At 64.8% G+C, this 20,686-nt stretch carries 21 protein-coding genes, 1 other RNA gene and 2 pseudogenes; 11 read left to right on the forward strand and 13 right to left on the reverse strand.

Annotated features, from left to right (window positions below; all coding sequences use genetic code 11):
* Positions 1–55: 55 nt before the first annotated feature.
* From ACIPUD_RS32395 to ACIPUD_RS32405, 3 genes are all read left to right on the forward strand, one after another.
* Positions 56–991, forward strand: a complete 936-nt coding sequence (locus tag ACIPUD_RS32395; RefSeq protein WP_018453004.1) for a transporter substrate-binding domain-containing protein — start codon at positions 56–58, stop codon at positions 989–991.
* Positions 992–1,251: 260 nt separating this feature from the next.
* Positions 1,252–1,761, forward strand: a complete 510-nt coding sequence (locus ACIPUD_RS32400) for a TIGR02281 family clan AA aspartic protease (RefSeq protein WP_204512763.1) — start codon at positions 1,252–1,254, stop codon at positions 1,759–1,761.
* A 190-nt stretch (positions 1,762–1,951) separates the two neighbouring features.
* Complete coding sequence (locus tag ACIPUD_RS32405) at positions 1,952–3,451, forward strand: phosphomannomutase/phosphoglucomutase (RefSeq protein ID WP_446482261.1); 1,500 nt, start codon at positions 1,952–1,954, stop codon at positions 3,449–3,451.
* Positions 3,452–3,596: 145 nt separating this feature from the next.
* On the opposite strand, the gene ACIPUD_RS32410 is transcribed toward ACIPUD_RS32405, so the two are convergent.
* From ACIPUD_RS32410 to ACIPUD_RS32450, 9 genes are all read right to left on the reverse strand, one after another.
* Positions 3,597–4,106 carry an Lrp/AsnC family transcriptional regulator gene (locus tag ACIPUD_RS32410; RefSeq protein ID WP_018453007.1) on the reverse strand — a complete coding sequence of 170 codons (510 nt, stop codon included), beginning with the start codon at positions 4,104–4,106 and terminating at the stop codon, positions 3,597–3,599.
* Positions 4,107–4,173: 67 nt separating this feature from the next.
* Complete coding sequence (locus ACIPUD_RS32415; RefSeq protein ID WP_446482262.1) at positions 4,174–5,121, reverse strand: sugar kinase; 948 nt, start codon at positions 5,119–5,121, stop codon at positions 4,174–4,176.
* Positions 5,122–5,128: 7 nt separating this feature from the next.
* Positions 5,129–6,067, reverse strand: a complete 939-nt coding sequence (gene nudC, locus ACIPUD_RS32420) for an NAD(+) diphosphatase (RefSeq protein WP_446482263.1) — start codon at positions 6,065–6,067, stop codon at positions 5,129–5,131.
* An 11-nt stretch (positions 6,068–6,078) separates the two neighbouring features.
* Positions 6,079–6,498: an HIT domain-containing protein gene (locus tag ACIPUD_RS32425; protein ID WP_018453010.1), complete on the reverse strand. Its 420-nt coding sequence runs from the start codon at positions 6,496–6,498 to the stop codon at positions 6,079–6,081.
* A gap of 275 nt (positions 6,499–6,773) precedes the next feature.
* Positions 6,774–7,901 (reverse strand): muconate cycloisomerase family protein, encoded by a 1,128-nt coding sequence (locus ACIPUD_RS32430; protein ID WP_446482264.1) that lies wholly within the window; start codon positions 7,899–7,901, stop codon positions 6,774–6,776.
* Positions 7,898–8,653: an SDR family NAD(P)-dependent oxidoreductase gene (locus tag ACIPUD_RS32435; protein WP_446482265.1), complete on the reverse strand. Its 756-nt coding sequence runs from the start codon at positions 8,651–8,653 to the stop codon at positions 7,898–7,900. The genes ACIPUD_RS32430 and ACIPUD_RS32435 overlap by 4 nt, the downstream gene beginning before the upstream one ends.
* On the reverse strand, positions 8,653–9,450 hold the full coding sequence (locus ACIPUD_RS32440; RefSeq protein WP_085351590.1) for an amino acid ABC transporter ATP-binding protein: 798 nt from the start codon (positions 9,448–9,450) through the stop codon (positions 8,653–8,655). Before ACIPUD_RS32440 ends, ACIPUD_RS32435 begins: the two co-directional genes overlap by 1 nt.
* A complete protein-coding gene (locus ACIPUD_RS32445) occupies positions 9,447–10,109 on the reverse strand; it encodes an amino acid ABC transporter permease (RefSeq protein WP_018453014.1) in 663 nt (220 codons plus the stop codon). Before ACIPUD_RS32445 ends, ACIPUD_RS32440 begins: the two co-directional genes overlap by 4 nt.
* 125 nt (positions 10,110–10,234) lie before the next feature.
* A complete protein-coding gene (locus tag ACIPUD_RS32450; RefSeq protein WP_446482266.1) occupies positions 10,235–11,080 on the reverse strand; it encodes a transporter substrate-binding domain-containing protein in 846 nt (281 codons plus the stop codon).
* A gap of 193 nt (positions 11,081–11,273) precedes the next feature.
* On the opposite strand from ACIPUD_RS32450, the gene ffs reads away from it, so the two are divergent.
* From ffs to ACIPUD_RS32475, 5 genes are all read left to right on the forward strand, one after another.
* An RNA gene (gene ffs / locus ACIPUD_RS32455) (signal recognition particle sRNA small type) lies at positions 11,274–11,370 on the forward strand.
* 95 nt (positions 11,371–11,465) lie between these two features.
* Complete coding sequence (locus tag ACIPUD_RS32460) at positions 11,466–13,283, forward strand: DNA polymerase III subunit gamma/tau (protein ID WP_247820943.1); 1,818 nt, start codon at positions 11,466–11,468, stop codon at positions 13,281–13,283.
* A gap of 105 nt (positions 13,284–13,388) precedes the next feature.
* Entirely contained in the window at positions 13,389–13,718 is a 330-nt protein-coding gene (locus tag ACIPUD_RS32465; RefSeq protein WP_007597704.1) for a YbaB/EbfC family nucleoid-associated protein, read from the forward strand.
* A gap of 1 nt (position 13,719) precedes the next feature.
* Positions 13,720–14,322 (forward strand): recombination mediator RecR, encoded by a 603-nt coding sequence (gene recR / locus ACIPUD_RS32470; protein WP_018453017.1) that lies wholly within the window; start codon positions 13,720–13,722, stop codon positions 14,320–14,322.
* Between the two features lie 26 nt (positions 14,323–14,348).
* Positions 14,349–14,786, forward strand: a complete 438-nt coding sequence (locus ACIPUD_RS32475; RefSeq protein ID WP_026232439.1) for a hypothetical protein — start codon at positions 14,349–14,351, stop codon at positions 14,784–14,786.
* Positions 14,787–14,925: 139 nt separating this feature from the next.
* Here ACIPUD_RS32475 and ACIPUD_RS32480 read toward each other — a convergent pair whose 3' ends face one another.
* The 3 genes and pseudogenes from ACIPUD_RS32480 to ACIPUD_RS32490 form a co-directional block, all read right to left on the reverse strand.
* Positions 14,926–16,290 (reverse strand): AmpG family muropeptide MFS transporter, encoded by a 1,365-nt coding sequence (locus ACIPUD_RS32480; RefSeq protein ID WP_018453019.1) that lies wholly within the window; start codon positions 16,288–16,290, stop codon positions 14,926–14,928.
* Positions 16,291–16,376: 86 nt separating this feature from the next.
* A pseudogene (locus tag ACIPUD_RS32485) lies at positions 16,377–16,679 on the reverse strand (GIY-YIG nuclease family protein).
* A 62-nt stretch (positions 16,680–16,741) separates the two neighbouring features.
* Positions 16,742–17,941, reverse strand: a complete 1,200-nt coding sequence (locus tag ACIPUD_RS32490) for a DNA recombination protein RmuC (RefSeq protein WP_446482267.1) — start codon at positions 17,939–17,941, stop codon at positions 16,742–16,744.
* Between the two features lie 171 nt (positions 17,942–18,112).
* On the opposite strand from ACIPUD_RS32490, the gene def reads away from it, so the two are divergent.
* The 3 genes from def to truA all read left to right on the forward strand — a co-directional run bounded on the left by def (position 18,113) and on the right by truA (position 20,431).
* On the forward strand, positions 18,113–18,637 hold the full coding sequence (def, locus tag ACIPUD_RS32495; protein WP_446482268.1) for a peptide deformylase: 525 nt from the start codon (positions 18,113–18,115) through the stop codon (positions 18,635–18,637).
* 12 nt (positions 18,638–18,649) lie between these two features.
* Positions 18,650–19,573: a methionyl-tRNA formyltransferase gene (gene fmt / locus ACIPUD_RS32500; RefSeq protein ID WP_446482269.1), complete on the forward strand. Its 924-nt coding sequence runs from the start codon at positions 18,650–18,652 to the stop codon at positions 19,571–19,573.
* Between the two features lie 120 nt (positions 19,574–19,693).
* Entirely contained in the window at positions 19,694–20,431 is a 738-nt protein-coding gene (gene truA / locus ACIPUD_RS32505; protein WP_446482270.1) for a tRNA pseudouridine(38-40) synthase TruA, read from the forward strand.
* Between the two features lie 131 nt (positions 20,432–20,562).
* Here truA and ACIPUD_RS32510 read toward each other — a convergent pair.
* Positions 20,563–20,686, reverse strand: a pseudogene (locus tag ACIPUD_RS32510) (IS481 family transposase); the annotation flags it as partial.

Here is a 20,686-nt window from a genome sequence, read left to right on the forward strand (position 1 = left end):
GGCCGGATGGGCTATAAGGCCCTCCGATCCCAACGAAAATCGTTCATTTCAGCCGATGGCTCCATCGCAACAGGCGAAATCGTCCAAATCCGCCCGTGGCTTGCTGACCGGGCTGATCGTCGGCGTCTGCGCGCTCGCTGCTGCGCCGTCCGCGCAGGCGCAGGCCCCGGCCAAGCAGCCCCCAACGGCGCCGCAAGCCTCACCTCAGGTCGCGCCGCAAGCCGCCCCGCAGGCGGTGCCGGGTTTCTGGGACCCGCGGCGGCGGCCGGAGCGGCCGGACCTGTCGCGCCTGACCGTGATCCGTTTCCTGACCGAGACCGACTATCCGCCGTTCAACTACACCGGCGCCGACGGTAATCCGGCCGGCTTCAACGTCGACTTCGCGCGCGCGCTGTGCGAGGAGATCAAGGTCACTTGCACGGTGCAGATGCGGCGCTTCGAGACGCTGGTCGATGCGCTCGCCTCCAACCGGGGCGATGCCATCATCGCCTCGATGGCGGTGAGTCCGCAGCTCCGCGCGCGGGTCGACTTCACCGATCCCTATTACCGCGTGCCTGCGCGCTTTGCTTCGCGCAAGGACGCGGTGATGCCGGAGATCCGGCCCGAATATCTCGAAGGCAAGAAGGTCGGCGTCATCGCCGGCTCCGCGCATGAGGCCTATCTCAAGGCCCTGTTCACCGACGCCGAGCTGCACCCTTATCCCAACGACGACGCTATGCGCGGCGCCTTGCGCAAGGGCGAGGTCGATTTCATCTTCGGCGACGCCATCGCGCTCGCGTTCTGGATCAACGGCACGGATTCCGGCGATTGCTGCGCCTTCTCCGGCGGCCCCTTCGTCGAGAGCCGTTTCTTCGGCGAGGGCATTGGCATCGCCGTACGCAAGGGCAACGACGTGCTGCGCCAGGCCCTGAACTGGGCGATGTTCCGCGTCTGGGAGAAGGGCCGCTACACCGATCTGTGGCTGCGGTATTTCTCGGTGAGCCCGTTCTAGTCCCAGGCGCCGTTGCCAATTCCTCATCCTGACGAGGTTGCGTAGCAAGCGTCTCGAAGGATGACGGCCCCGCTGGTGGCCGGGCCCTTCGAGACCCGCGCTTCGCGGGCACCTCAGGATGAGGATATGTCGTATCCGCGACACCGGCGCATTAACCGTCCGCTCATCCTTTTCGTCAAAATAGCACCGCTCTGGCCGCAGCGTCGCTCGCGGAGCGGCCTTCCGCGTGGTGAAATCGAGCTTCGGCTTCGAGTGGTGTGATGCGTAACATAATGATCTTCGCGGCGATCATGATCGGCCTCGGCACCTTCATGGCGCAGATGGCGGACAGGATGAGCTCCGCCTCGGCGACGTCGGTGCCGCGTACGGTCGCAGTCGCGTCCACCGCGCCGGCCGGCGGCCGCAGCCTCAACATCCCCCGCGACGGCCGCGGCCACTTCCAAACCGAGGGCCGGATCGAAGGCCAGCGCATCGGCTTCATGGTCGACACCGGCGCCTCCGTGGTCGCGCTGAACGAGACCTCGGCCGCCCGCTTCGGCCTGCGTCCCTCGCGCAGCGATTACAACGCCACCGTCTCCACCGCCAACGGCACCATCAAGGCCGCGCGCACTCGCATCGCCATGCTCGATGTCGGCGGCCTAATCGTGCGCGACGTCGATGCCATGGTGCTGCCCGACGAAGCACTGTCCGAGAACCTGCTCGGTCTCTCCTTCCTCTCCCGCCTCAGGCGCTTCGAATACGCCAACGGTCAGATGGTGCTGGAGCAGTAAAGGTCCTCCCAAAGGCGACGGCGACACATATTTCAAGAAAATCTCTATTTCGATCGCTCTCGCGGACAGATTTCCCCGTTACCAAACTGCCGCAATTATCATCCATAAGCTGCCATTCCCGCCTTCCGCTGCAGCCCGGCATTCGCTAAGGCTGCATCAAATCCTGGCTCTTTTTCACGAGACCGTCTCAATGTTCCCCAAGCCGAAATCCGTGTTGCTGCCCAACACCTATGCCTTCGAATCCGAGCCGATGGTGAAGGCCACGGGCTTTCGCGAATACGACGCGCGCTGGCTGTTCCAGAAGGAAATCAACCTGATGGGAATCCAGGCGCTCGGCATGGGGCTGGGCGGGCTGATCGCAGAACTCGGCGTCAGCCAGGAGATCGTCACCGGTCATGATTTCCGCGGCTATTCGGCCTCGATCAAATATGCGCTGATCTCCGGCCTGATGGCAGCAGGCTGCAAGGTGCACGACATTGGGCTCGCGGTGACGCCGATGGCCTATTTCGCGCAGTTCGACCTCGACGTGCCCTGCTGCGCCATGGTCACGGCCTCACACAACGACAATGGCTGGACCGGCGTGAAGATGGGCGCCAACCGCCCGCTGACCTTCGGTCCCGACGAGATGACGCGGCTGAAGGAGATCGTGCTGGGCGCCGAGTTCAAGAACAAGGCCGGCGGCTCCTATCAATTCCACGAGAATTATCCGGCGCGCTACATCGCCGATCTCACCAGCCGCCCGAAGCTCAAGCGCAAGCTCAAGGTCGTCGCGGCCTGCGGCAACGGTACCGCCGGCGCATTCGCGCCGCAGGTGCTGGAGGCGATCGGCTGCGAGGTGATCCCGCTCGACACCGAGCTCGACCACACCTTCCCGAAATACAATCCGAACCCCGAAGACATGGAGATGCTGCACGCGATCCGCGACGCGGTGCTGCAGCACAAGGCCGATGTGGGTCTCGGCTTCGATGGCGACGGCGATCGCTGCGGCGTCGTCGACAACACCGGCGAGGAGATCTTTGCCGACAAGGTCGGCGTGATGCTGGCGCGCGACATGTCCGCGATCCACAAGGACGCGCAGTTCATCGTCGACGTGAAGTCGACCGGCCTGTTCATCACCGATCCGGTGCTGCAGAAGCAGGGTGCAAAAACCACCTACTGGAAGACCGGCCATTCCTACATGAAGCGCCGCACCCATGAGACGGGTGCGCTCGCCGGCTTCGAGAAGTCCGGCCACTTCTTCTTCAACAAGCCGTATGGACGCGGCTATGACGACGGTCTCGTCTCGGCGCTGGCGATCTGCGATATGCTTGACCGCGCCCCCGGCAAGTCGATGGCCGATCTCAAGAACGCGCTGCCGAAGACCTGGTCGTCGCCGACGATGTCGCCGCATTGCGCCGACGAGACCAAATACGGCGTCATCGACAAGGTGGTAAAGCACTTCGAGGCCTTGCAGGCCAAGGGCGCCAAGATCGGCGGCCAGTCGATCCGCGATCTCGTCACCGTCAACGGCGTCCGCGTCACGGTCGAGGACGGCAGCTGGGGCCTGGTGCGTGCCTCCTCCAACAAGCCCGAGCTCGTTGTCGTGGTCGAGAGCCCCGTCTCCGAGCAGCGCATGCACGACATGTTCGAGATGGTGAACAGCGTGCTGCGCATCCATCCCGAAGTCGGCGAGTACAATCAGAAGATTTGAGGCGCGAGGCTAGTCTCACCTGCTGTCATGCCCCGGCTAGACCGGGGCATCCAGTACGCCGCGGCTTATCCGTACCCCATCATCGTCTCTGGAATACTGGATCGCCCGGTCAAGCGGGGCGACGACAGTTTGCGTGTGGTGAGCCTTAAGCCGCAACCACAGCCGGGATCGGCAGCGCGGTGACCGACTTGATCTTCTCCATCGCGAAGCGCGAGGTGACGTTCTTCAGCGGCACGGCGCTGATCAGTTTCTTGTAGAACACGTCATAGGCCTGCATGTCCGCGACGACGACGCGCAGCATGTAATCGACGTCGCCGGCCATGCGATAGAACTCCATCACCTCAGGCATGGCGCTGACGGCGTCGGCGAACCTCTTGAGCCAGGCGTCGGAATGGTCGGAGCTCTCGACCGACACGAACACGGAGATGCCGAGCCCGATCTTGTTCTGGTCGACCAGCGCCACCCGCTTGGTAATCACGCCGTCGGCCTCCAAGCGCTGGATGCGCTTCCAGCAGGGGGTCGAGGACAGGCCGACGCGGTCGCCAATCTCGGCGACGGAGAGGGAGGCATCGTCCTGCAGCACCATCAGAATCTTGCGGTCGATGGCGTCGAGGCGGCGGCTGGTCTCGGGGAGTGGGACGGCGAGATCGGTCATTTGAAGAACTTTGTTCCATTTCAAGGGACGTTTTCCCTGATATAGAGAAAATCTTTCTATAGCAAGTCTATAATCTTGGCGCCCGCTCCAACGTCGCCGCCGGCGACATGCTCAAAAGCTCTTCAACTTCAACGCGTTGCGGGGCGGCCAGGCCGCCACCATGACGGGTGCATTTCAGCGCCGCGGCGGCCGCGGCGAATCGCAGCGCCTGCCGCACGCCGCCACCTTCGGCGAAGCGAAGCGTGAAGGCGCCATGGAAGACGTCGCCGGCGCCGAGCGTATCGACGGCCTGAACCGGGAAGGCCGGCGTCTGCTCCAATGCGCCGGTCTCGTTCAGCCAGATCGTGCCATACGGACCGCGGGTGGCGGCGAGGAAGGCGGGCGTGAGCGCGGCCAGGCGCTTCAATGCCGCGCCGTCATCGGGGATGCCGGCTGTCTCCTGCAACTGGTCACTGGCGAACAGCAGATGTGAGGCGGCCGTGAGCAGGCTGTCCTGCAACGACATCGCGCGGTCGACGCCGACGATGACGGCAATGCCGCGCCGGCGTGCCTCGGTGCAGAGCGAAGTTGCGAACGCGGCGCAGCGGCTTTCGACGAGAACCGCCCGGCAATCGTCGAGCAGCTTGTCGGCGTCGGGCAGCTCGACTGTCCACAGGGCCGGATCGCGATAGATCGTGAGCGTTCGCTCGCCCGTCGCGTCAATGATGATGGCAGAGACGGGCGTGCTCGCATCAGGTATGCGCACGATATGGCTTGTGTCGATATTTTCGGATGTCATGCGGTCGAGAATGAAGCCGCTCGACGTCTCCTGCGCATCGCCCATCGGACCTGCGAACGCGACGCGGCCACCAAGCCGAGCGATAGCGGCATTGAGTGCGTTGCCGCCGCAAATCTCCGCGAGATGCCTGGCATTCGCCTTGCTGCCGCGCGCGGGCACGGTTTCGACACGAAAGGTCAGGTCGCGCACGGGAATGCCGATGCAGAGGATGCGCGGCGCGATCCCTGGTGCAGCCATCTCCGTCTCAGCTCTTGTCGTGCACCCAGCGGCCGAGCAGGTGATGCGCAATCGCAAACGGATGCGGGCCGGCGAGCCCGTCAGGATGCGTCCGCGTCAGCATCAAGGCCGCCTCCTCGCGCGTGAACCAGCGCGCATCCTCCAACTCGGAGTGATCGACGACGATGTCCTCGCTCACCGCCCGCGCGCTGCACCCGATCATCAGCGACGACGGATAGGGCCAGGGCTGGGTCATGTAATATTGCACCTCGGTGCAGCGAATCCCGGATTCTTCCAAAATCTCGCGGCGCACCGCGTCCTCGATGGTTTCGGCGGCCTCGACGAAGCCGGCGAGGCAGGAATACATGCCCGGCGGAAACTGCTTCTGGCGGCCGAGCAGGCATTTGTCGCCGGCGGCGACGTGCATGATCACGACAGGGTCGGTGCGCGGGAAATGCTCGGCCTTGCAACTCGGGCACTCCCGCTTCCAGCCGCCTTCCTTCATCGCGGTACGCGTGCCGCAATTGGCGCAATAGCCGTGGCGCTGATGCCAGCTCACCATCGACTTCGCCATCGCGATCGCCGACAGCTCCTGCGGCGGCACCGCGCCCTGCATCGCCATGCCGCGCAGCTCGCTGAGGGCGTAGTCTTCGCGCCCGATCAGCTTCTCGGACGCGGCCTGCGACAGGCCCATTCCGAACATCGCGGCGCCGTCGCGCAAGCCTAAGAAGATCGTGCCGGGATTGGCGCCGCATTTCAGCGCCTCGTCGATTCCGAGCAGCGCGCGCACTGTGTCGCCCTCGCGCTTCACCAGCAGTGAGTCGCGATAGACCACATAGGCGCGCGACGACGGCTTCTGCTCCATCGCGAACAGCTTTTCGTCGTCGCGGCGCAGATGCGCGGCGCGGTCGAGAATGTTGGTGACGAAGGCGGGTTGTCCCAGTGGAAACGAGTCGAATGCTGACATTTCTTGTTCTTTCAACCCAACCAGATCTTGCGGCGAAGCGCGCTGATGAAACTCTGCACCTCGGTAGCGTCGTGCGCCAAGGGCTGCATCACGCCCCAGACCGGCCGCGGCCAGGCGGCGTCACTGGTGCGGCGCGCGATGATGTGGACGTGAAGCTGCGGCACGAGGTTGCCGAGTGCCGCGATGTTGAGCTTGTCGCATTGGGTGATCTCCTTCAGCGCGCGCGAGACGCGGGAGATCTCGGTCATCAACTGCGCCTGCTGCACCTCGTCGAGGTCGATGATCTCCACTGCATCGGCGCGTCGCGGCACCAGCAGCAGCCAGGGATAATGCGCGTCCTTGATGACCAAGACCTTGCACAGCGGCAAATCGCCGATGTCGATAGTGTCCTCTTTCAGGCGGGAGTGCAGCGACCAGGCGGGTTCGGACATAAAGGTTTCCGGATGGCCCGACGGGATCGGGCATGGCGGGGCGGAACCCCTGAATATTTGCTGCGACCATACGATACGGAATCTGATTGGGGAAGGATGGCGCTCCGCAGAGGCGGCATACGCGATCGTCGTCCTGGACAAGCGCAGCGCCGATCCAGGACCCATTACCATCGGATTGGGTTTGGCGAAGATTCGGGGTTACCGACTTCGTGCCGCAACTTCTCTTTGGGGTAATGGGTCCTGGCTTTCGCCAGGACGACGGTGGGGGCGTGCCTTTACCTCTCCGCCAGCACCCGCGCATTGGCGCGGACCGAGGCTTCGCTGACGCGGATGCCGAGGCCGGCACCGTCGGGCACCACGACATGGCCGCCGCGGTTGGCGACGCGCTCTTCCAGCACGTCCTCGGTCAGCACATGGTGCGGCATGTAGAATTCGCAGCCGAGCGAGATGCCCGGCGTCGCCGCGATCAGCTGCGTGCCGGCGGCAAGCCCAATGCCGCCCTCCCACAGCGTGCCGCCATAGCCGGGCAGGCCCGCGATGTCAGCGATCGCCATGATCGCCTGCGCCTCGAACAGGCCGCCGGCCTTCATCAGCTTGATCGAGACGGCATCTGCCGCCTCGCGGCGCACCACCTCCATCATGTCGCGGCGGTCGAAACAGCTTTCGTCGGCGAGCACCGGCGTTTCCAGCGCCGCGGTGAGCTGCGCCATCACGTCGAGAAATTTGCGCGGCACCGGCTGCTCGATGAAGGTCGGCGCAAACTGCTCGATATCGCGCAGGATTTTGATGGCGCCGAACGGCGCCAGCGCCTGGTTGTAATCGACGCGTAGATCGACCTTGTCGCCGAATTCTTTCCGGATCGCCGCGAGATGATCGAGATCCTCGCGATGCGGCTTCACGCCGGTCTTGACCTTGTAGATCAAATTGCCGTCCGGAACCATCTTCCGCATGCGTTCGAGATCGGCGGCGAAATCCGGATCGGCGATCGAGAACGACAGCGGGATCGTGTCGCGTACGCGCCCGCCGAGCAGGTCGGCGACCGAAAGTCCCGACGACTTGCCGACGATGTCGAGCAGCGCCATCTCGATCGCGACCTTGGCTTCGGCATGTCCGACCAGCGCACGATCGAGCTCGGCCATCAGCGCGCGGATGCGGCGCACCGACTTGCCGAGCACGATTGGCCGCAAATAGATGTCGAGCGCGGCGAACGCCGCTTCCGGCGTTCCCGTGAACACTTCCCATGGTGCCGCCTCGCCCCAGCCGATCACGCCGTCGCTCGACGTGAGCTCCAGCAGCACGCGCTTCACCGTACCCTTGACGTTGCCGACGCCCTGGAGGCGCGCCATCTTGATCGGGCTCTCGATCAGGAACAGCCTGAGACGTTCGATGGTGGCTTCGGTCATGTCAGGCCTCCATTGACGTGCCAGACCTGGCCGGTGACGTAGGATGCTTTTGGGGATGCCAGGAAGGCGATGATCTCGGCGACTTCCTCCGGTCGCCCGCGGCGGCCCATCGGGATCAGCGTCTCGGTCGCGGCGATCTGCTCGGGTGTAAGCCGGCTTTCGCTGGGCTTGTCCTTGACGATCAGGCCCGGCGCGACGGCGTTGACGGTGATGCCCTCCCTGGCGAGCTCGACTGCGGTGAGCCGCACCAGCGCTTCGAGCGCGGAGCGGCTCGCGGCCGTCGCTGCAAAGGGCGCGAACTCCGGCCGGATCGCGTGAGCGACGAACGACGACACCGCCACGATCCGCGAATCTCGCCCTGCACGCAGCAGCGGCAGCGCGGCGTCCACCAACCGTGTGAACGCCAGCGCCGACTCGTCCATTGCCTTGCGGAACTGATCCGCCGGCGTACCGATGGCGCTGCCGCGCCGGGCATGGCCGCCGATCAGGATCAATCCGTCGAGCCGGCCGATGGCACGTTGCGTAGCGGCGACGGCGTCGGTGGCCGCGGTCTCCTCGGCGAGATCGCCGAGGCATTTTGCGACGATCGCGCCTTGCGCTTCGGCTTCCGCCGCCGTGGCGTCGAGGCCGGCTGCGTTGGAGCGCGTGTGCAGCAGCAGCGCAGTGCCGGGCCCCGCGAGCAGTTTTGCGGTGGCGCGGCCGATGCCGCTGGCGGCGCCGGTGACGAGATAGACGCGATCGATTTCGGACATCACGATGCCGTTGTAACCGGCGGCAGCGCGCCGGTGCGGTGGAAATGGCTGAGGAACGCGCGCGTCGCTCCTTCCTGCGGATTGTCGATCACCTGTCGCGCCGGGCCTTCCTCGACCACGACGCCGTCGCGCATGAAGATCAGACGGTCGGCGACTTCGCGGGCAAAGGCGATCTCGTGGGTGACGATCACCATGGTCATGCCCTCCGACGCCAGCTGCTGCATGACGTTCAAGACCTCGCCGACAAGCTCGGGATCGAGCGCGGAGGTGACCTCGTCGAACAGCATCACGTCCGGCTCCATGGCGAGCGCCCGCGCAATCGCGACGCGCTGCTTCTGTCCGCCGGAGAGCGTTGCCGGATATTGGTCGGCCTTCTCTGCAAGGCCCACCTTCGCGAGTTGGGCCCGCGCCAGCTTCTCGGCGTCCGCCTTGGCCATGCGCCGCACCGTGACCGGTCCCTCCATCACGTTCTGCAGCGTCGTCATGTGCGGGAACAGATTAAAATGCTGGAACACCATGCCGGTGGTGGTACGGAATTTGGCCAGCGTCTTCACATCGGGGAGCTTCGTACCCTCGCCGAACGAAAAGCGGGTGTCGCCGACGCGAACGCTGCCGCCGTCGGGCGTCACCAGGAGGTTGATGCAGCGGAGCAGCGTCGACTTGCCGGAGCCGGACGGGCCGATCAGCGCCACGACGCCGCCCTTCGCGACATCCAGGCTGATGCTCTTCAAAACCTCGTTGCTGCCAAAGCTTTTGCGCAGCGCCCGGATCTCGATCTTGGAAGAGGTGTCGCTCATTCGCCGACCGCCAGTCGCTTCTCGCCGCGCCGGACCATGATGGTCAGGGGGATCAGGATCGCCGCATAGGCGACCGCGACGGCGGTGTAGGTTTCCAGCGGACGGTAGCTGTCATGGGCGGCGACCTGGCTCTGATAGACCAGATCAGGCACCGCCAGCACCGAGACCAGCGAGGTGTTCTTGAACTGGATGATCGACTGGTTCATCAGCGCCGGGATCATGCGCTTGATCGCCTGCGGCAGCACGATGCGCCGCATGCTCTGTCCCGGGGTCATACCGAGCGCGGCACCGGCTTCGGACTGGCCGCGGTCGATCGAGATGATGCCGCCGCGGATGATCTCCGAATAGAACGAGCCGCCGTAGAGCGAGAGCGCCAGTGCGGAAGCCGTGATCGGCGTCATCTCGACACCGGCCAGGATCGGCAGCGCGTAATAGAACCAGATCAGCTGCACCAGGATCGGCGTGCAGCGGAACGCCTCGATGAAAGTCAGCGCGAGCAGGCGCACCGCGCGAAAGCGCGACAGGGTACCGAACGCGCCGAACAGGCCGAAGACGAGGCCGAGCACGACGATAACCACGGTGAAGCCTACGGTGACGCCGAGCCCGTTGAGAAAGAGCCAGCGATAGCTCCAGAGGATGCCGAAGTCCCACTGATACATGCGTGTGTTACTCGTCGAACGCCTTGATCGCCGGCATTGTCGTTCCGGGGCGATGCGAAGCATCGAGCCCGGAACCTCGAGATTCCGGGTTCGCCCTTTGGGCGCCCCGGAATGACAGTGGAAGACTACAGCGAAACGCCCGGCGGAATGTCGGCCTCGGTCACGCCCACCAGCTCCATGTTGGTGATGATGGCGTTGCGGATGAAGCCGAGTCCCTTGTTGAAGTCGATCCAGGTGTTGACGTAGTCGCGCCAGGTCTTGTCGCTCTCGCGGCGGAAGCCGGCGTTCGACGTGGTGGCGAAGATCGGCGTCGGCAGCACGAACTGGCCCAGCGAGGGATTTTTCTTCAGCACCGTGAGCGACAGCATGGTGATCAGGCACTGCGCGTCGACGCGGCTGGTCTGGAGCGCGGCGGTGGCGTCGTCGGCGGTCTTCAGCCGCGAGATCTGCGCCTTCGGCGTCAGGCGGCTCACGACCTGGTCGTGCGAGGAGCCCTGGTCGACCGCGATCTTGACGTCGGGCGAGTTCAGCTCGGCCCAGCTCTTCGGCTTGAAGTCCTTCTTGCAGAGGATGCCGAAGGCGTTGTTGAAGACCGGCACCGAGAAGTCGACCACCAGCGCGCGCTTCGGGGTCGGGTTGAGGCCGAAGAAGATGTCGATCTTGTTGGACTGGAGGTCGAGCACCGAATTGCCCCAGGTGGTCTCGGTGATCTCGAGCTCGGCCTCCATGTCCTCGGCGAGCGCCTTGGCGATGTCGACGTAAAAGCCTTTCCACTGGCCGGTCGAAAGATCCTTCATGTAATAGGGCGCGCCGCCGCCGACCGCGCCGATCCGCATCTTCTTGGTGCGGCGGATGCGGGCGAAGGTCGATTCGTTGGTATCGGCGGTCTGCGCCACGGCAGGGGAGGCCAGCGTCGCCGCGCCAATCGCGCCAAGTCCGACAATCGATGCAACATCACGACGTGTAACCATTGGGATCAATCGCTTTTCTGTTGGAAGAAGTTCCGGCAGCGTTCTTACCAAGGCGCCTCCGGCAGTGAAAGCACAGCCTATCGGCTGGGCAGACCAGGAATTGCCCGGATGCTGGGCAAGCCACCATGAAGCCGCGCCTGTTCAAGCCGATACCCGCTTGCTTTCCGGTCCTTTTGGCCCCAAATAGGGGCCGGGAGATTGGCGGTGGACGAGCCACTCGCCAACCGGGTCAGGTCCGGAAGGAAGCAGCCCTAACGAGGTCCGGATCGGGTCGCTCGTCAGTCTCCTACCTGTTTTTTCCGAGCGAATTGCGCCGGCGGCTCGGGCCGCCAGCGCGCTCCTTTCCGCAAAGCCGGCCGAAAGACACTTCATTGCGGATCGACCGATGACCGACGCTGGCGCCCCTCCCAACCCTGAAAGCGCCGGCCGGGCCAGCACGCCCTACCGGGTGCTGGCGCGGAAATACCGTCCTTCCTCATTCGACGATCTGATCGGCCAGGAAGCCGTGGTCCGCACCGTCTCAAATGCATTCGAGACCGGTCGCATTCCGCAGGCCTGGATCCTCACCGGCGTCCGCGGGGTCGGCAAGACCACCACTGCGCGCATCCTTGCCCGCGCGCTCAACTACGAGATGCCGGATGGCTCGGTGAAGGGCCCGACGGTCCAGATGCCGACGCTCGGCGTGCATTGCCAGGCCATCATGGAAAGCCGGCACATGGACGTGCTGGAGATGGACGCGGCCTCGCACACCGGCGTCGACGACGTCCGTCAGATCAATGACAGCGTCCGCTACGCGCCGGCCAGCGCCCGCTACAAGGTCTACATCATCGACGAAGTCCACATGCTGTCGACGGCGGCGTTCAACGCCTTCCTGAAGACGCTGGAGGAACCGCCGGAGCACGCCAAGTTCGTGTTCGCAACGACCGAGATCCGCAAGGTTCCGGTCACGGTGCTGTCGCGCTGCCAGCGTTTTGACCTGCGCCGCGTCGAGGCCGACGTGCTGATGAAGCATCTGGCCAACATCGCGGCCAAGGAAAACGTCGAGATCGAGCCCGAAGCACTAGGTATCATCGCGCGCGCCGCGGAAGGCTCGGTGCGCGATTCGCTCTCGCTGCTCGATCAGGCGATCGCGCATGCGGCAGGCACCGTGAAGGCCGATGCCGTCAGGCAGATGCTGGGGCTCGCCGACCGCACCCGTGTCATCGATCTTTTCGATTCTCTGGCGCGTGGCGACATCGCGTCCGCGTTTAGGGAGTTCCGCGACCAGTACGACGTCGGCGCCGATCCGATCGTCGTGCTCTCGGATCTCGCCGAATTCGTCAATTTCGTCACCCGCGTGAAGATCGTGCCGGCGACCGCCGACAACGTCGCCTATGGCGAGACCGAGCGCGTGCGCGCGCGGGATTTCGCCTCGAAGATCTCGATGCGCGTGCTGTCGCGGATGTGGCAGATGCTGCTCAAGGGCATCACCGAGGTGCAGGCCGCGACGCGGCCCGCCGCAGCCGCCGAGATGGTGCTGGTGCGCATCGCCTATGTCGCCGACCTGCCGACGCCTGACGAAGCGATCAAGATGCTGGAGCAGAACGGCGGTGGTTCGCCGGTCGTGAGCGGCGGCAGTGCCGCGCGCAACGCGCCGGCCGGGCCGGTGGCGTCCGCGGCTCCCGTTCGCATGCCGAATTCGTCACCGTCCTCGTTCGGCGGCGGTGGTGCTCGTCCGCAGATGGCAACACCCGCGCCGGATCCGCAAGCTGCCACGCCCGTGTTGCGCGTCACGAGCTTCACCCAGCTCGTTGCCCTGGCCGGGCAGAAGCGCGACCTCCTGACCAAGGGCGCGCTCGAAGGCGACATGCGCCTCGTTCGTTTCGAGGAGGGCCGGCTGGAAGTCGCGCTCGAGCCGAACGCCTCCAAGACCATGATTTCCGATCTCGCGCGAAAATTCGAGCTCTGGACCGGGCGCCGCTGGACCGTGATCGTCTCCAACGAGCCGGGCCAGCCGACGCTGCGCTCGGTAAGCCAGGCGGCCAAGCAGGAACATGCGCGCACCGCCGAGGCCGATCCGCGCGTGCGCGAGGTGCTGTCGCGGTTTCCGGGTGCGAAGGTCGTCGAGGTCCGCAGGCTTGCCCCCGAGGCGCCGGAATCCGATATTAACGCCGACTATGGCAGTGACGATCCGCCCGACGGTTCCGACGGCGACGATCTCTAGAGCATGATCCGGAAAAAGCGTGCAGCGCTTTTCCGACTGGATCACGCTCAAAACAATCAGCGAAGGCGCGACGATGAGTCATCGCGCCAACCAAGGACAGCACCGATGGTCGATATTTTCGGCATGATGAAGCAGGCGCAGCAGCTGCAATCCAAGATGCAGGAGATGCAGGACCAGCTCGCCAACGTCGAGGTCGAGGGCATCTCCGGCGGCGGTCTCGTCGCCGTGCGCATGACCGCGAAGATGGACGTCAAGGGCGTCAAGATCGATCCTTCGCTGATGAAGGCGGAAGAGCGCGAGGTGCTCGAGGATCTGCTCGTCACCGCCTTCGGCGAGGCCCGCCGCAAGGCGGAAGCCGCCATGCAGGAGAAGATGCAGTCGCTCACCGGCGGGCTCGGTCTGCCGCCGGGGCTGTCGGGGCTGTTCGGCCAGTAGGATGGGCGCTGTTGCGGGTCCTGAAATCGAGCGGCTGGTCCAGCTTCTCGCGCGGCTGCCGGGCCTCGGTCCGCGCTCGGCGCGGCGCGCCGCGTTGCATCTGATCAAGAAGCGCGAAGCGCTGATGATACCGCTGTCCTCGGCCATGCAGGTCGCGCTCGAGAAGGTCCAGGTCTGCAAGACCTGCGGCAACATCGACACGCAAAGTCCCTGCACGGTCTGCACCGATCCGAGGCGCGACCCCTCGATCATCGTCGTCGTCGCCGACGTTGCCGATCTCTGGGCGCTGGAACGGGCCAATGCCACTCAAGGGCGCTATCACGTGCTGGGTGCGACATTGTCGCCGCTCGACGGCGTCGGCCCGCAGGACCTCACCATCGAGGCGCTGGTCGCGCGCGCGCATGAGGCACAGGTGCATGAGGTCATCCTGGCGCTGAATGCCACCGTCGACGGCCAGACCACGGCACATTACATCACCGACCTGCTTCAGGACGCCAACGTAAAAGTAACCCGGCTCGCCCATGGTGTGCCGGTCGGCGGCGAGCTTGATTATCTCGATGAAGGTACGCTATCGGCCGCGATGCGGCAGCGCACCCTGTTCTAGCCATCCAGACTTACGGAACGGACGACATGACGAAACTTTTCGCCACACGATGGGCTTTGGTCGCGACGCTGACGATGCTGGCGACGCCGGCCATCTCCGCGCAACAGGACGACGGGGCTCCGCCGCCGTCGAAGCCCGGCAAGCCGATCAATGCCGGGGAGGTGCTGTCGGGCGAGCTGAACACGATGAAAGTGCGCGACGTCAAGAACGTCGGCAAGCGGGTTGCGACCTACCAGATCACCTCCGAGCCGCGCCGACTGCCGCCGCCGAGCGGGCTGTGCAATCTCGAGACCGGACCCGAAACCTTCCAGCTCGTTCCCAGCGGCGACGCGCAGGCAGCGCAGCTGAAGACGTTTGCCGGCAAGGAGATCTCGGTCAAGGTCGACGAAGTCGCCTGCGCCAGCGATCCCGGCCAGATGAGCGAGGCCGTGATCACGAAATGGAGCCTGATCAAGAAGCAGTAGGGGGCGCCCCGTTTGCTCGCCACACATATAAGCGCATCTGTTTTTCGTCATGCCCGGGCTCGTCCCGGGCATCCACGTTTTTGGCGCCGCGTAGCAAGGCGTGGATGGCCGGGACAAGCCCGGCCATGACGGCGTTGCGCTAAACCCGCACCGGCCCCAGCGCATCAAAATGCCCGCGCTTCTGCAACCAGGCCAGCAGCACCAGGCTCGGGATCGCCACCAGCATGCAGATCACGAAGAACAGCGGCCAGCCGGTGGTATCAGCCACGAAGCCGGCGCCTGACGAGAGATAGGTCCGCCCCACCGCGGCAAGCGCGGTGAGCAGCGCATATTGCGTCGCCGTGTGCAGCGGGTTCTGGCAGAGCGCCGAAAGATAGGCGACGAAGATCACCGTGCCGATGGCGCTGGTGAAGTTCTCACAGGTGATGGCGAAGGCGAGCGCCCATTGGCTGGTGCCGACGAAGGCCAGCCAGGAGAAGGAGAGGTTCGCGAGCGCCTGCACCACGCCGCCGATCCAGAGGCTGGTCGCAAGCGAATAGCGCCGCGCGACGAAGCCGCCGGCAAAGCCGCCGATCAGAGTCGCAGCAAGGCCCACGCCCTTCACGATCGCCGCATAGTCGTTGCGGGAGAAGCCGAGGTCGATCACGAACGGCGCGGTCATCGTGCCGGAAAAGGCATCGGTGAACTTGAACAGCACGACGAAGGCGAGTGCCGCAAGCGCGTCCTTGCGCGTCAGGAATTCCGAGAAGGCGCCGATTGCCGCGTGCAGCACGCGCGCGAGCGCGGTCTGCGTCTGCGTCGCGGCTTCCGCCCGCAATGACTGCTCGGGCTCGGTCGCGACCAGCGCCGTGATCGTCCCGATCAGGACCATCGCCGCCATCACCACATAGCCCCACATCCAGGCGGACGTGCGGGTGATGCCGGTGCTCTCGAAGCCGGAGACGATGAACAGCGCGCCGGCGGTCGAGACCAGCATGCCGATGCGATAGGCCGCGACATAGGACGCCATGCCGGCGGCCTGCTCGCTCTCCGGCAGGCTCTCGACGCGGAAGGCGTCGACCACGATGTCCTGCGTCGACGAGGCCGTCGCCACCAGCAATGCGCCGAGCGCGACGTAGAACGGCGAGCGCGCGGGATCGGTCAGCGCCAGCAGCAGGATCGCTGCGATCAGCAGCAATTGCGAGAACAGCAGCCAGCCGCGGCGCCGCCCGAAGGCGCGCGTGAACAGCGGCACATGCATCGCATCGACCAGCGGCGCCCAAAGGAATTTCAGCGTGTAGGGCGTGCCGACCAGCGCAAACAGCCCGATGGTCTTGAGATCGACGCCGGATTCCCGCATCCACACCAGCAGCGTCGAGCCCGACAGCGCCAGCGGCAGCCCGGACGAGAAACCGAGGAACAGCACGATCAGCACCCGCGGCTGCAGGTAAACGGCAAGGCTGTCACGCCAGGAGGTGGGGGCCGTGCCGGGGCCGGCAGGGGAGGTCGCGTCGGGTGCGGTCATGGGGTGGTGTTAGCAGATTCTGAGAGCCACAAGTGAGGTGTCGTCGCCCGGCTTGACCGGGCGACCCAGTATTCCAGAGGCCGGAGTTATGGAGGGCCCGCGATCTCCGCATAGAGATCGTTCCAATCGGGATTATCCTTCTCGATCAGCGCAATCTTCCAGGCGCGCGTCCATTTTTTCAGGCGCTTCTCGCGTTTTATCGCATTCTCGGGATCATCGAATTGCTCGAAATAGTCTAGCTTCACAACGCCCTATTCCTTCGTGAAGCTCTCGAATAACTGCAATTTGTGTTCGGCCACACGGCGGATGAGATCGTTCGTTACGCCAATGTAGAGCGTGTCGCCCATCTTGCTGGCGAGAATGTACACGTAGTAGCAGCGCCCGCCCATCTGCCGTCTCTGGGATACTGGGTCGCCCGGTCAAGCCGGGCGACGACAGTGTGTTCTATATTCTACTCCCCCGCCTGGAGCTTCCTCGGGAACAACTCGGCAGCGCCGGTCGCCACGAGATGCGGGGCTTCGGGGGCATCGCTCTTGCTGAAATCGAGCTCTTCGATGCGCCCCGCGCGCTTCTCGATCTTGTCGGCGGAGATCAGGATCTGGCGGACGTCCTCGTTCGCGTCGGCAAAGTGCTTCTGCAATTTCAGCACGCGATCGCGCAGGCGGCCGAGGTCGTCGCCGAGCTTGATCACTTCGGTCTGGATCTGGTCGGCGGCATCGCGCATGCGCGCGTCCTTCATGATCTGCTGCATCACCTGGATCGCCAGCATCAGCAGCGACGGCGACACCAGCACGACACGGGCGCGATACGCCTTCTGGATCACGTCGTCGAAACCGTCGTGGATCTCGGCGTAGACCGATTCCGACGGCACGAACATCAACGCCATTTCCTGGGTCTCGCCGGCGACGAGATATTTTTCGGCGATGTCGCTGACATGCTTCATCACGTCACCGCGCAGCCGCTGCGTGGCGATGCGCTTTTCCTCATCGGTGCGTGCATCATGCAGCGCGGTCATCGCCTCCAGCGGAAATTTCGCGTCGATGCAGAGCGGACGCTGGTCGGGCAGGAACACGACGCAGTCCGGACGCTTGCCGGTCGAGAGCGTGAACTGGAACTCGTAGGCGCCCTTCGGCAGACCGTCCTGGACGATCGCTTCCATCCGCGCCTGACCGAAGGCGCCGCGCGACTGCTTGTTGGCGAGCACGTCGCGCAGGGTCGTCACCTGCGTGGTGAGGTCGGTGAGGTTCTTGTGCGCGCTGTCGATGATGCCGAGCCGCTCGTGCAGCGCGTGCAGGCTCTCCATGGTGTTGCGGGTCGAGTGCTCCATGGACTGGCCGACGCGGTGGGTCACCGAATCCAGCCGCTCGTTGACCGCGCGCGCCATGTCGGCCTGGCGGCCGGCCAGCGTCTGGGTCATGGCGTCGACCCGGCCCGCAGCCTCGCTCTGGGCGTGCAGCATCTGGCTGATGCGCTCCTCGAGCTCGTCGGCGCGGATGGCGTTGGCCATCGCGAGTTCCGCGCCGCGCCGCCCTGACCGCGCGATCACGACGGCAATCACGAGCAGCAGGATAAGGACCAGGGCGCCGAAGCCGATCAGCGCGTCCACGGTGCGCACCGGCCAGTCGCCAAGCATGAAAATGATCTCGTTCATGCCCCTGCTTCTAGCCGATTCGCTTCGAGACACGAACGAATAGCGAACATTTATGGTAAATGCTCTGTTAATTTTTATGGTTAACGAAACCTGAAGTTTTATGGTAAGCGGAGGGTTAACGGGGTTCCCGGCCGCATTGACCGCATCGAACGCGCGGCTTAAATCGCGGCCATGGCCCTCAGAGAAATCATCATCCTGCCCGACAAGCAGCTGCGTCTGGTCTCCAAGCCGATCGAGAAGGTCACGCCGGAGATCCGCAAGCTTGCCGACGACATGTTCGAGACCATGTACGACGCGCCCGGCATCGGGCTCGCGGCGATCCAGATCGCGCAGCCGTTGCGGCTGATCACCATGGACCTCGCCAAGCCCGACCATGACGGCGAGACCAAGCCCGAGCCGCGCGTCTTCATCAATCCGGAAATCATCGCCTCTTCGGAGGACCTGTCGGTCTACGAGGAAGGCTGCCTGTCGATCCCCGAATATTACGAGGAGGTCGAGCGCCCTGCGAAGGTGCGGGTGCGCTACACCGATCTCGATGGAAAGGTGCACGAGGAGGACGCCGAAGGCCTCTACGCCACCTGCATCCAGCACGAGATCGACCATCTCAACGGCGTGCTGTTCGTCGACTATCTGTCAAGGCTCAAGCGCGACCGCGTGCTGAAGAAGTTCGAGAAAGCCGCCAAGCGCGCGGAGTGAGGTTCTCTGTCGATGCCCCTCCGCCTGATCTTCATGGGCACGCCCGATTTCTCCGTGCCGACGCTGCTCGAGCTCGTCGCGCATGGCCACGAGATCGCGGCCGTGTACACGCGCGCGCCGAAGCCCGGCGGACGGCGCGGGCTGCAATTGCAGCCGACCCCGGTGGAAGAGGCCGCGCGAAAGCTCGGTGTGCCCGTGCTGACGCCGAAGACTTTGAAAACGCCGGAGGCGCTGGAAGAATTTCGCGCCTTTGACGCTGATGCGGCCGTCGTCGTCGCCTATGGCATGATCCTGCCGCAGGCGATCCTCGATGCGCCAAAGCTCGGCTGCTACAACCTGCACGCCTCGCTGCTGCCACGCTGGCGCGGTGCCGCTCCCATCAACCGCGCCATCATGGCCGGCGATGCCGAGAGCGGCGTGATGGTGATGAAGATGGATGTTGGCCTCGACACCGGCGACGTCGCCATGGCGGAACGGCTCGCGATCACGGACAACATGACCGCGCTCGATCTGCACGATCGTCTGTCGCGGCTCGGTGCCGATCTGATGGTGCGCGCCATGGCCGCGCTGGCCCGCGGTGGGCTTCAGCTGAAGCAGCAGAGCGAGGACGGCGTCACCTATGCCGCCAAGATCGACAAGGCCGAGGCGCGGATCGACTGGACCAGGCCCGCGCGCGAGGTGCTGCGCCATATCCACGGCCTGTCGCCGTTTCCCGGCGCCTGGGCCGAACTTGAGAATGCGCGGGTCAAGATCCTGCGCTGCGAGCTGGCGAAAGGCACGGGCGGACCCGGTGAGGTGCTCGACGATCACCTCACCATCGCCTGCGGCGAGGGCGCAATCCGCCTGATCGAGCTCCAGCGCGAAGGCAAGGCACGCATGCAGGCCGCGGACTTCCTGCGCGGCGTGCCGTTGAAGACCGGCGCCAAATTCACCTGACGCTGTCATACCCCGCGAAGGCGGGGTATCCAGTACGCCGAGGCTTCTCGGTCGAACGGATAGGCTGCGGAGTACTGGATCGCCCGGTCGAGCCGGGCGATGACAGCGAAACTGGACAAGATGCCCCGCTACAAGCTCACCATCGAATATGACGGCGCGCCGTTCTTCGGCTGGCAGGTGCAGGAGACGCTGCCCTCGGTGCAAGGGGCGCTGGAGGCTGCCGTCAAGGCGATGACCGGCGCGGATGCGCGCGTGCACGGCGCCGGGCGCACCGATGCCGGCGTGCATGCGCGCGGCCAGGTCGCGCATGTCGATATCGCGAAGCAGTTTCCGCCAGGCCGTTTTCGCGACGGCTTGAATGCGCATCTGCGCCCGCATCCGGTGGCGGTGCTCGAAGCGGATATCGTGCCTGATAGTTTCGAGGCGCGCTTTTCGGCCATCAAGCGCCACTACCGCTACCGTATCGTCAACACTCGCGCCAATCTCGCACTCGATGCCGGCCACGCCTGGCGCGTGCCGCGCCGGCTCGACGCCGATGCGATGCATGCGGCGGCACAACGCCTGCTCGGCAAGCACGATTTCACCACCTTCCGCGACACCGAGTGCCAGGCCAGGTCGCCGGAGAAGACGCTCGATCAGCTCGACGTGCTGCGTGACGGGCGTGAGGTGACGGTGATCACTTCGGCGCGCTCGTTCCTGCACAGCCAGGTGCGCTCGATGGTGGGGTCGCTGATGTGGGTCGGCGAAGGCCGCTGGACCCCCGACGATCTCTCCGCAGCGCTCGCCGCACGCAACCGCGCCGCCTGCGGCATCGTCGCCCCGCCGGACGGGCTGTATCTGATGCAGGTGGATTATTGATGGGATGAGGGCGCGTACTCTCGCTACATCCCCCCACTGTCATGCCCCGGCTTGACCGGGGCATCCAGTACGCCGCGGCCTCTCGGCTCAGTCACTACCCTCACGGGATACTGGATCGCCCGGTCAAGTGTTTAGACCGGAGACATAGCTGACGCCTGTTCGGACACATCACTGACAGTTTGGCTGCGCGTCAAGTCGATTGATCCGACCTGCCAACTGGCAAAGAAGATTCCGTAGCGGCCGTCGCGGTCGAGC

The organism is Bradyrhizobium sp. CAR08 (genome assembly GCF_052871955.1).